This is a genomic window from Streptomyces sp. NPDC060209 (assembly GCF_042728155.1).
Lineage (GTDB): Bacteria > Actinomycetota > Actinomycetes > Streptomycetales > Streptomycetaceae > Streptomyces.
The window spans coordinates 1-11,150 of sequence record NZ_JBHWZS010000286.1; the positions used below are offsets into that span (position 1 = coordinate 1).

9 protein-coding genes, 1 tRNA gene and 1 riboswitch are annotated in these 11,150 nt (G+C 71.8%); of the genes, 5 read left to right on the top strand and 5 right to left on the bottom strand.

Translation table 11 applies throughout. The features are described 5' to 3' along the window. The first annotated feature begins 481 nt into the window (after positions 1-481). From ACFWFI_RS34790 to ACFWFI_RS34805, 4 genes are all read left to right on the top strand, one after another. On the top strand, positions 482-1,990 hold the full coding sequence (locus tag ACFWFI_RS34790) for a sporulation protein (RefSeq protein WP_387398251.1): 1,509 nt from the start codon (positions 482-484) through the stop codon (positions 1,988-1,990). Between the two features lie 142 nt (positions 1,991-2,132). Beyond that, positions 2,133-3,389, top strand: a complete 1,257-nt coding sequence (lhgO, locus tag ACFWFI_RS34795; RefSeq protein WP_387398253.1) for an L-2-hydroxyglutarate oxidase — start codon at positions 2,133-2,135, stop codon at positions 3,387-3,389. Further along, positions 3,382-4,197, top strand: coding sequence for a tRNA (guanosine(46)-N7)-methyltransferase TrmB (trmB, locus tag ACFWFI_RS34800; RefSeq protein WP_387398255.1), 816 nt, complete (start codon positions 3,382-3,384; stop codon positions 4,195-4,197). The genes lhgO and trmB overlap by 8 nt, the downstream gene beginning before the upstream one ends. A 70-nt stretch (positions 4,198-4,267) precedes the next feature. Beyond that, positions 4,268-5,719 carry a PrsW family intramembrane metalloprotease gene (locus ACFWFI_RS34805; protein WP_387398256.1) on the top strand — a complete coding sequence of 484 codons (1,452 nt, stop codon included), beginning with the start codon at positions 4,268-4,270 and terminating at the stop codon, positions 5,717-5,719. A gap of 4 nt (positions 5,720-5,723) precedes the next feature. Here the strand turns inward: ACFWFI_RS34805 and ACFWFI_RS34810 are convergent, their stop codons facing one another. The 5 genes from ACFWFI_RS34810 to ACFWFI_RS34830 form a co-directional block, all read right to left on the bottom strand. Then, on the bottom strand, positions 5,724-6,668 hold the full coding sequence (locus tag ACFWFI_RS34810; RefSeq protein ID WP_387398259.1) for an aldo/keto reductase: 945 nt from the start codon (positions 6,666-6,668) through the stop codon (positions 5,724-5,726). A gap of 238 nt (positions 6,669-6,906) precedes the next feature. Continuing rightward, positions 6,907-7,947, bottom strand: a complete 1,041-nt coding sequence (locus tag ACFWFI_RS34815) for a M23 family metallopeptidase (protein WP_387398261.1) — start codon at positions 7,945-7,947, stop codon at positions 6,907-6,909. 11 nt (positions 7,948-7,958) lie between these two features. Next, a riboswitch (cyclic di-AMP (ydaO/yuaA leader) is annotated at positions 7,959-8,111 on the bottom strand. A 233-nt stretch (positions 8,112-8,344) separates the two neighbouring features. Continuing rightward, positions 8,345-9,502 carry a PP2C family protein-serine/threonine phosphatase gene (locus tag ACFWFI_RS34820; RefSeq protein WP_387398263.1) on the bottom strand — a complete coding sequence of 386 codons (1,158 nt, stop codon included), beginning with the start codon at positions 9,500-9,502 and terminating at the stop codon, positions 8,345-8,347. 133 nt (positions 9,503-9,635) lie between these two features. Beyond that, on the bottom strand, positions 9,636-10,382 hold the full coding sequence (locus tag ACFWFI_RS34825) for a MerR family transcriptional regulator (protein ID WP_387398265.1): 747 nt from the start codon (positions 10,380-10,382) through the stop codon (positions 9,636-9,638). A 115-nt stretch (positions 10,383-10,497) separates the two neighbouring features. Further along, positions 10,498-10,571: transfer RNA gene (locus ACFWFI_RS34830), tRNA-Met, on the bottom strand. Between the two features lie 215 nt (positions 10,572-10,786). Between ACFWFI_RS34830 and ACFWFI_RS34835 the strand changes: the two genes are divergently transcribed. Beyond that, entirely contained in the window at positions 10,787-11,086 is a 300-nt protein-coding gene (locus ACFWFI_RS34835; protein ID WP_387398267.1) for a hypothetical protein, read from the top strand. Positions 11,087-11,150 lie beyond the last annotated feature (64 nt).

The following is an 11,150-nucleotide window of genomic DNA, read 5'->3' on the forward strand; positions in this document are numbered from 1 at the left end:
TCCCCCCGGTGCGCCGGCCCGCACGTCCGCTTTCCCGAACCCCGCCCGTGCGGCGCACAGTCCGGGAGGTGTTCATCACCTCCCGGACCGGTTCGCCGCCCGCGGGGATTGGGGCGGCGGTCTCCCCCAGCCCGCCGAGTCCAGTTCAACGGGCCGACCCACGCAGGACCCATCGAAGCGCTTGCGCACCGGCCGGGGCAGAGCGCACGGCCGGGCGCACGGCCACACATCAGGAGCACGGCGCCCACGCCTCGCACCGCACGGACAACATTCCCGCCATACGGAGGTCTGCCCCTTAACGGTGGGGATGCGGCGAACTACGCTGGGTTTACCGATGTTCTCAGCAGGGCGGCATATTCCACGGGGCTCGGCCAAATGCGTGTGCGGCCGGAGTGCCCGGGACCGTAGCTGGGGAGAACACGGTACGAATGCCGCGCGCCCGACGGTGACGCGGCAGCCGTCTGTGTGTCGAGGGGTGGCTATGTCCAGGGAGCAACGCGGGCCGAACGAGAAGCTCGGCACGGTTCTCGCCCTCGCGGGAATCAGCAACGCCGGCCTCGCCCGGCGGGTCAACGACCTCGGGGCGCAGCGCGGTCTGACACTTCGTTACGACAAGACGTCGGTGGCCCGGTGGGTCGCCAAGGGCATGGTGCCGCAGGGCGCCGCGCCCCATCTCATCGCGGCGGCGATAGGGGCCAAACTCGGCCGTCCCGTCCCGCTGCACGAGATCGGGCTGGCGGACGCCGACCCGGCGCCCGAGGTCGGCCTGGCCTTCCCCCGGGACGTGGGCGAGGCGGTGCGGTCGGCGACGGATCTGTACCGGCTGGATCTGGCGGGCCGCCGGGGCGGCGGTGGGATCTGGCAGTCGCTGGCGGGTTCCTTCGCGGTGAGCGCCTATGCGACCCCCGCGTCCCGCTGGCTCATAACCCCCGCCGATCCGTCGGTGGCGCGGGACCCGGCCGCCGCCCAGGCGGCGATCCTCGGCCCGGAGGGCGCACCCGGGGCGCAGGCCGGGGTGCCCGTCCAGCCGGGCCCGGACACCGCGGGCGGGGGCACGGTCGACGGACCGCTGCTGCGCGTGGGCCACAGCGACGTGACCAAGCTGCGCGAGGCCGCCCAGGACGCGCGCCGGTGGGACTCCAAATACGGTGGCGGCGACTGGCGTTCCTCCATGGTCCCGGAGTGCTTACGGGTCGACGCCGCACCGCTCCTGCTGGGCTCCTACAGCGACGAGGTGGGCAGGGCGCTCTTCGGCGCCTCCGCCGAGCTGACCAGGCTCGCCGGATGGATGGCCTTCGACACCGGCCAGCAGGAGGCCGCGCAGCGCTACTACATCCAGGCGTTGCGCCTGGCGCGCGCCGCAGCCGACGTACCGCTGGGCGGATACGTCCTGGCGTCGATGTCCCTGCAGGCGACCTACCGGGGCTTCGCCGACGAGGGCGTGGACCTCGCGCAGGCCGCGGTCGAGCGCAATCGCGGGCTCGCCACCGCACGGACGATGAGCTTCTTCCGGCTCGTGGAGGCGCGCGCCCACGCCAAGGCCGGCGACGCACCGGCCGCGGGGGCCGCACTCCGGGCCGCCGAGAGCTGGCTGGAGCGTTCCCGGGCCGGTGACTCCGACCCGGCGTGGCTCGGCTTCTACTCGTACGACAGATTCGCCGCCGACGCCGCCGAGTGCTATCGCGATCTCAAGGCGCCCCGCCAGGTGCGGCGCTTCACCGAGCAGGCCCTGTCGAAACCCACCGACGAGTTCGTCCGCTCCCACGGGCTGCGCCTCGTCGTGTCCGCGGTCGCCGAGCTGGAGTCGGGCAACCTCGACGCGGCCTGCGCGGCGGGGACGCGGGCGGTGGAGGTGGCGGGACGCATCTCCTCGGCGCGCACCACGGAGTACGTGCGCGACCTGCTGCACCGCCTCGAGCCGTACGGGGACGAACCCCGCGTGGCCGAACTACGGGAACGAGCCCGTCCGCTTCTCGTGACCCCGGCCTGATCCGGGCACCGGCCCCGGGGCGCCACCGGTACGCCCCGGTTTCGCCGGGTCCGGAAGCGGAACATCCCGCCACGCACACGCCGTCCCTGGTTTGAGCCCGTTGTCAGTGGGTCAGTGCACTATCGGGGTGGGAGGTGGCGTGATGATGACGCACGCGGCGTACGACTGCGATGTGCTGGTGATCGGTGGCGGAATCGTCGGTCTGTCGACCGCGTACGCGATCACGCGCACCGCGCCCGGCACCCGGGTCACGGTGCTGGAGAAGGAGTGGGGCCCGGCCCGGCATCAGACCGGGCGCAACAGCGGGGTGATCCACAGCGGCATCTACTACCCACCCGGCTCGCTCAAGGCGCGCTACGCGGTGCGGGGCGCCGCCGAGCTCGTGGACTTCTGTGCGGAGCACGGAATCGCCCACGCGGTGACGGGCAAGCTGATCGTCGCGACCGACAGCGGAGAGCTGCCCCGGCTGCACGCCCTGGTGCAGCGCGGCCGGGCGCACGGCCTGCCGGTCCGGGAGCTCGGCCCCGCCCAGATCGCGGAGCACGAGCCGCGGGTGCACGGCCTGGCTGCGATCCGGGTCGGGACGACGGGAGTGTGCGACTTCACCGCGGTGGCCGTCCGGTTCGCCGCCGAGGTGAGCGCCTCGGGCGGGCAGATCCGTTACGGCGCGGAGGTCGTCGCCGTCGACCGGCGCCCGTGGGGTGTCGCGGTGCGCACGGCCGACGGCCAGGTGGTCAGGGCGCGTGTGCTGGTCAACTGCGCGGGCCTGCACAGCGACCGCGTGGCGCTGCTCGCGGGCGACGATCCGGGGGCGCGCATCGTGCCGTTCCGCGGGGAGTACTACGAGCTGACCAGGCCGGAGCTGGTGCGCGGCCTCGTCTATCCAGTGCCGGACCCGGCGTTCCCGTTCCTCGGGGTGCATCTGACCCGGGGTGTCGACGGCACGGTCCACGTCGGGCCGAACGCCGTGCCGGCCCTGGCCCGTGAGGGGTACGGCCGGACGGTCGTCCACCCGGGCGAGCTGGCCGCCACCCTGGCCTGGCCCGGCTCCTGGCGGATCGCCCGGCGACACTGGCGGTACGGGGCGGGCGAGATGCACCGATCCCTGTCGAAGAGCGCGTTCACCCGAGCCGTCCAGCGACTGCTGCCTGAGGTGACGGAGGCCGATCTGCGGCCGTCCCCGGCCGGCGTCAGGGCCCAGGCGGTCCTGCGGGACGGCACCCTGGTGGACGACTTCCTGATCCGGGACGCCCCGCACACCGTGCACGTGCTGAACGCCCCGTCTCCCGCGGCCACCGCGTCCCTGCCCATCGGGAGGGAGGTGGCGCGACGGGCCCTGCTGCGGGCTCGCGCGACGGGGTGGACGCCTCCCGCCGTAGAATCGGGTCATTGTGTCTGATCCTGTGAACCCCACCCCAGAGACGCCCGACGCCGACGCGGCGGCGCGCCGCGCCGCCTCTTTCGAGCGCCAGCGCAGGCTGCGCCAGGAGCCCCGCTTCCCCGGCGGCCCGGCCGCCGACCCCGCGGGCTCGCACCACGAGCGCCGGATCCGCAGCTTCCAGCCGCGCCGCAGCCGGGTGACCGCCGGCCAGGAGGACGCCCTCCAGCGGCTGTGGCCCAAGTGGGGCCTGGACATCGACGGCCGCGCTGTCCTCGATCTCCCCACGCTGTTCGACGGCCTCCCGGTGGTCCTGGAGATCGGTTTCGGCATGGGCGAGGCGACGGCCCAGATGGCGGCCGACGACCCGGACACCGGGATTCTGGCCGTCGATGTGCACACCCCCGGCCAGGGCAATCTGCTGGGTCTCGCGGACCGGGCCGGGGTGTCCAACGTCCGTGTCGCCAACGGTGACGCGATCATCCTGCTCCGGGAGATGCTGGAGCCGGACGCCCTGGACGGGCTCCGGGTGTACTTCCCCGACCCGTGGCCCAAGAAGCGGCACCACAAGCGCCGGTTGATCCAGCCGGAATTCCTCGACCTGGTGGCGCGGCGGCTGAAGCCGGGCGCGGTCGTCCACTGCGCGACGGACTGGGAGCCGTACGCCGAGCAGATGCTGGAAGTCCTGACGGCACACCCGCTGTTCGAGAACACCCAGGCGGACGGCGGCTACGCCCCCCGGCCCGCGTTCCGGCCGCTGACCCGCTTCGAGGGCCAGGGCCTGGACAAGGGACACGTCGTGCACGACGTGCTGTTCACCCGTCGCTGATCAGCCATTGCCCGGCCCCCCGTGCACCGCGGCGTGGCCAGGTGTCAGTCGCCCTCGTTAGGGTCGTCGGATGTCCGAGGGGTCCGTGCAGCACCAGCAGCCGGCCGTCCCGGTTCTCGAGGAGCAGCAGCTCGACGAGTTCCTGGGCGCCGTCCCCGAGCGAGGCCAGTGGCGTTACCGGCCCCGCCGCGTCGGCATGGTCTGGCGCAGCAAGGCGTTCCGCGCCGGCGCCGTGATCACAGTGCTCGCGCTCTGCGGTCTGGTGATCCTGGCCCTGGTGCGTCAGCAGACGGGCACCGAGGGCTTCCTGGTGGGACTGGGGCTGGCTGTGCTGCCCGTGCCGCTGCTGATGGCGGCGTTCCGCTGGCTCGACCGGGTCGAGCCGGGCCCGTGGCGGAATCTGCTGTTCGCCTTCTCCTGGGGTGCCTGCGCCGCCGCGCTCGTGGCGATCATCGCCAACTCCTTCGCGACCCGGTGGATAGCGACGGCCACGGCGGATCCGGCGAGCGCCGACACCCTCGGGGCCACGCTCGTCGCCCCGGTCGTCGAGGAGAGCGCGAAGGCCATCGCGGTCCTGCTGATCTTCCTCTTCCGCAGACGGCAGTTCGGCGGGGTCGTCGACGGCATCGTGGTCGCCGGCTTCACCGCGACAGGCTTCGCGTTCACCGAGAACATCCTCTACCTGGGCAATGCCTTCGGCGAGGACCAGCAGCTCGGGACCACGGGCTTCGCCTCCGTGACGGCGGGGACGTTCTTCGTACGCGTGGTGATGTCGCCGTTCGCGCACCCCTTGTTCACGGTGCTCTCCGGCATCGGCTTCGGCATCGCGGCACTCGGCGGCGCGCGTCACCGGGTGCGCCGTGTCGTCCTGCCGCTGCTCGGGCTCGTCCTCGCCATGGGCACGCACGCCCTTTGGAACGGCTCGTCGGCCTTCGGACCGTACGGCTTCTACCTGGTGTACGGCGCCTTCATGGTGCCGTCCTTCGGCCTGGTGACCTGGCTGGCGATCTGGTCGCGCCAGCGGGAGCTGCGCACGCTCTCCACCGAGCTGCCGGTGTACGCGGCGGCCGGCTGGCTGGCCCCCGCCGAGCCGCTCGCGCTGGCCTCGATGCGCGCACGGGGCATGGCCCGGGACGTCGCCAGGCACTGGAACAGTCACCCGGACCGGGCCCGGGGCAAGTCCGCGGCCCGTGCCGTCGCGGAGTACGAGTCGTTCGCGACGTCCCTGGCCATGCTGCGCCGGAGGGCCCGACACGACGGCGCGGGCCCGGACTTCGCCCTGCGCGAGCAGGAGTTGCTGCACCACCTCTGGCAGCGCCGGGACATCGCGGTGCCGGCCCTGACGTACGCGGCCCACGCGACAGGCCGGCTACGCACCCACCGGCCGCCCGTGCCGCCCCCGTTCCCCCGTCAGTTCCCCGCTGGCGGCCCGCCTCCGCAGCAGCTCCCCGCTCCGCACCGCCACTACGGCGGCTACAACCCGTACCTGGAGGACGGCGGGCACCGCACGCCGCCCGCGTAGAGGATCAGGCGGATGCCTCGGTCAGCTCCGCAAGCTCCTGCCCGGTCAGCCGGAGTTCGGCCACCGCCACCAGCGCGGGCAGCTGTTCGACCGTGCGCGCGGAGGCGATCGGCGCGGTCACGGTCGGCCGGGAGGCCAGCCACGCGAGGGCGACCGTGGCGATTTCGGCGTCGTGTTCCTGGGCGATCCTGTCGAGCGCCGCGAGCACCTTGCGGCCGCGCTCGGTCTCCAGGTGCTTGCCCGCGCCCTCGGCCCGCGCGCTCTCGACCGCCGCCCCCGGCCGGTACTTGCCGGTGAGGAAGCCCGAGGCGAGTGCGAAGTACGGGACGGCGGCGAGACCGGCACCGGCCGCCGTGTCCTGGAGCGCGCCCTCGTAGGTGTCGCGCGAGACGAGGTTGTAGTGCGGCTGCAGTGCGACGTAACGGGCCAGGCCCTCGCGCTCGGAGAAGTCCAGGGAGGCCTGGAGCCGCTCGGGGCTGATGTTGGACGCGGCGATCTCCCGCACGGTGCCGGCCTTCACCAACTGGTCGAGCGCGGTGATGATCTCCTCGACGGGGACGCTCTCGTCGTCGAAGTGCGTGTAGTAGAGATCGATGTGGTCGGTGCCGAGCCGGCGCAGCGACGCCTCGGCCGCCTCCTTGATCGTGGTGGGCGAGAGTCCCTTGTACGAGGGGTGCGCGCCGACCTTGGTGGCTATGACGACATCGTCGCGGCGGGAACGGGCCGCCAGCCACTTGCCGATGAGGGTCTCCGACTCACCGCCCTCGTTACCCGGGATCCAGGCGGAGTAGGAGTCTGCGGTGTCGATGAAGTTGCCGCCGGCCGCCGTGTACGCGTCGAGGACGGCGAACGTCCGGTCCTCGTCGGCGGTCCAGCCGAAGACGTTGCCGCCGAGGGCGAGGGGGAAGACCTGAAGGCTCGAAGATCCGAGCGGGCGCAAAGATGTCATGCCTAGGCACAACCATTCGGCGGAGGCAACTATTCCGCTGCACCGGGCCCCACCCGGAGATTTCCACCCGGGGGGCCGGGGCTCCGTGGTCCCGGACAGACCGACGGCCCTGACGTCGGGGGGTCGTGCGTCAGGGCCGCCGGGGTTCTGGTGCGCCGGGTGCCGGCGCCGGGTCTCCCGTTCCGGATCGGGCCGGGCTCGCGTGCCCCGGCCTTGTCCGGACGAAGGACCCGAGGGCTCAGATGGTGAGGCCCTTGCCGCGGAGCCAGCTCATCGGGTCGATGCCCGAGCCGTCCGGGGTGTGGATCTCCAGGTGCAGGTGCGCGCCGGTCACATTGCCGGTCGCACCGACGCGGCCGATGGTCTGGCCGGTGGTGACCTTCTGACCGGCGGTCACGTCCATCGAGGACTGGTGGCAGTACCAGACCTCGGTGCCGTCATCCAGTTCCAGGACCGTGCGGTAGCCGTACGCGCCGGAGTAGCCGGCCGACTTCACCGTGCCGCTGTGCACGGCCTTGACCGGGGTACCGGTCGGGGCCGCGAAGTCGAGCCCGGTGTGGTAGCCGGAGGACCACATCGAACCGGCCTGACCGAAGGTCGAGCTGATGTAGTAGGAGGAGGTCGGGACGGCGTAGCTGGCGGCGAGCTTGGCGAGGCGCTCGGCCTCCGCCTTCTTCTTCGCCGCCTCTTCCGCAGCCTTCTTCTTCGCGGCAGCCTCGGCCTCGGCCACGCTCTGCTGCTTCGCCGCCTGGGCCGCGGCCGCCTCGGCCGCAGCCTTCTCCTCCGCGGCCTTGGCCTCGGCATCGGCTCCGGCCTGCTGCTGCTCCGCCTGCTGGAGGATTCGGGCGCGCAGCGCCTCGCCGGCGTCGGTGGCGCCCTGCTCGGCCTCGGCGGCGGTGATCCCCGCGGTGGTGAGCGGGGAGGACGCGGCGACCGTCTCGTGGTCCGAGTCGGAGTCGCCGGACATGAACGCGCTGACGCCGGGAAGGGACTTGGCGTCAGGGAGATTGTCCGCGATGGAATCGGGAAGAGAAATGGAGACCGGCGGCTTGCTCTGCGCGGTGGCCATGCCGCCCGCTCCGACGGCCGCGATGACCCCGACGCCGAGGACGGTGGAGCTACGGGCGAGGCCGCGCTGCTTGGCTACGCGATGCCGGCCGCGTACGGGACGGATGGACTCCTCGGTGGGGTTCCATTCCTCCCATGTCCTGTCCTCATCACCGAAGCTGTCGGTCCTGAAGGATGACGGGGCCTCGGGGGCAGGCTGGTTGGACGCCACGTGGGCGCACTCCTTTCCTTCCTTCTCGCCTACCGGGTTAGCTGACGGGTTCGGAGCAGGAAGGTCTCCTACGGGCCCCTTCGTCTCTCACGAGACACAGGTGTCCGATTCACCCCATGTAGGTGGTTCCCCGGTTCCCTTGCGGAATTCGGCGCTGCGCACGGTGCCGCCTCTTGCGACGACAGGTACAACCGCGCTGCGTTATCGAACGTTAATAGACACCCGGGTCCGATTCCAAGCTGTTCCCACAGATCGTTCATGACTCTGGCCTGGACTTACAGGGGTCAAACGGTCTCAAACGGGCGAGTTGAACGCCCCTCATCCAGCCAGCAGTTTCTGACGGTAAGTCAAATGTTATGCGGAGCGGGGTCCTTCGACTACCGACGGTCGCGACGGGTCATTCACTGTCCCGTCGCACGATCTTCACGGTGGTCCGCCGCTCCTGCTGGCCCCGCGCCGGGCGGGCGACCGCGAGGAGCGCCAGGTCGTCCGTCGACCTGCCTCCCGTGTGCAGCCGTACGTCATCGGTGAGCGCGGACAGCAGCTCCTCGGGCCCCGGGAAGAGCCGGCCGCGCAGCCGTGCCGCCGGGTCGTAGAAGACACCCTTCGCGTCCCGCGCCTCGGAGAGCCCGTCGGTGAACGCCAGGAACATCGCTCCCGCGGGCAGCGTCCACTCGTCCGACCGGTCCGGCCACGCGCCCAGCCCCATCCCGAGCGGCAGGGCGGGCGTGGTCGGCGCCAGTACGTCTAGCGCCCCGTCCGGGTACAGCACGAGCGGCTCGGGGTGACCGCGGTTGATGACCCGCAGCGTCTCCGAGCCGGCCGGGATCTCCGCCAGGACGGCGGTGACGAACCCCTCCATGGAGTCGAGCCCGCCCCGCCGTGAGCCCTCCCGGGCCAGCGCCCGCTCCAGCCGCTGGACCACCCCCTCCAGCGACAGCTCCTGCTCGGCGGCCTCCCGGAACGCCCCGATCACGACGGCCACCGCCGCCACGGCGTCCAGCCCCTTGCCCCGTACGTCCCCGACGACCAGGCGCACCCCGTACGGCGTGTCCGCGACGGCGAACAGGTCGCCGCCGACGAACTCGTCCGCCTGGGCCGCCTCGTACCGCGCCGCGACCAGCATTCCGCCGATCCGGTCCTCGGGCGTCGGGAGCACCGCGCGCATCGCGGTCTCCGCGATGACCTTGGCAGAGGCCAGCTGCTCGTTCCCGCGGCGTACGACGCGGTTGATGACGAGGGAGAGCGCGGCGACGGTCACCAGGGTGAGCAGGTCCGTGATCGGCACGACCTTGGCGAGCACGCCGTCCGAGATCCGGATGGCGAGCACGACGAGAATCGCGGCCACTCCGACCCGGACGGTGCCGGCGAGCGAGAAGAACGGGGCGGCGATCAACGGGGCCGCGGCGAAGAGCGGAACGGCGGTGACCTCGGCCGGCGTGCCGAGGTCGAAGGCCACCCCGGCACAGATCATCAGGGCGGGGAGAGCGCGCACGAACCGCCGGGAACGGGAGTTCCCGGCAGCGCCCCCTCGCCGTCCGTCCCGCTTCCCCACCTGTGTGCTCCTGCCCGGTCCACCCACGGCTGCGGACGGTACCGCGCCCCACCCAGGCTGGCCGGAGCCGCGCCGAGCGGCGACTCGTCATCGGCCAAAGGGAGGAGCGCGCCGGAGCCCCGCCCTCCGGGGGTCAGTCGGAGAGCCGGTGCTGCGCGTAGATCGTCAGTGCATCCCGTACGAAGACGGCAGTTCCGTCTCCGTAGCGATCGTAGTTCCTCCCGAAGCGGGGATCGGCGACGTACATCTCCCCGAGGCCGGTCACATACGCACGTGTGACTTCCGTCGTCGCCGACAGCCACTCGCAGTGCCGCCGCGCGATGTCCTGCGCCTCCTCGCCGCCGGCCTCCAGGCCGGCCGCTCTGGCCACCCCGTAGTCCCGGGCGATGGCCTCGTGCACTCCCTGGAAGCGGGCACGCTCCGTCTCGCCCAGTCCGCGCCACCACCGGCCGCTCCGCTCGTACGCCTCCCGGCCCCAGCGTTCCGTGACCTCCCGCTCGTACGCCGTGTGGTCGAAGCCGTCGAACACTTCCTCGGCCATGAGTTCCTCCCCTTCCTCGGTCCTGTGGAGAGTGGTCCGCACCGAGGCGATCTGCCGCCCGATGCGCTCCCGCTCCTGCTCCAGCAGCCGCAGATGGGCCCGGAGCGCCGCGGAGGTGTCCCGCTGCCCTTCCAGCACGTCCTTGATCTCGGGCAGCGGGAGCCCCAGCTCCCGCAGCAGCAGAATGCGCTGGAGCCGGACCAGTGCCTCCTGGTCGTAATAGCGGTAGCCGTTGGCACCCGTGCGGCTCGGCGGAAGGAGACCGACGTCTCCGTAGTGCCGCAGAGTGCGGCTCGTGGTGCCGGCTCGCCTGGCGATTTCCTGGATGGACCACTCCATGCCGGAAACGCTAGATCTTTACGCAGCGTCAAGGTCAAGCCCGTAACCGGGCGGCAGGGTGACGGCATACGACAGAGGCCCGGATCCTTGAAAGGATCCGGGCCTCTGTCTTCAGTAGCGGGGACAGGATTTGAACCTGCGACCTCTGGGTTATGAGCCCAGCGAGCTACCGAGCTGCTCCACCCCGCGCCGTTGTGATTGCAACTCTACGCCATCCGGGACGGCGCTCCGACCACTTATGGCCGCCACTCCCCCGCACCCCTCACGACCGGGCAACCGTCCGAACCCGACGTAATGCGTCATCTCAGGGTACGGGCAGTGAAGTTGCCAGGCACAGTGGCGTGCTCAAGGGTGTTGCCGCACCCCCCGATCTTGCGTCTCGCCTGTCTGGAGGGCCTCCCATCATGTCCACACCGCGCAGACCTGCCCCGATCCCCCTGGCCGCGCCGTCGCCCCTGCGCGTGTCCCTCTTGAGCGGACTGATCGGCGCCCTGTTCGGCTCGGTGATCAGCGCCGCCGTCAACTACCTGGTCGTCGGTGTGCCCGACAGTGCCTCGGTCAACGCGCTCAACCACGGGATATCGGGACTGTTCAGCGGATTCGCGGCCGGGTTCATCGGGCTCATGGTGCACCTGCGCAAGGGCACGGGGGAGCCCGTCGGCGTGCCCCCGGAGGAGACCACCGCAACCGCGCAGCAGGGATGAGCCCGCGCCGTGCCCCGGCCGGCCGGGGCCCGGCGCGCCGCGCTGTGTCTCTTATAAAAAAAAA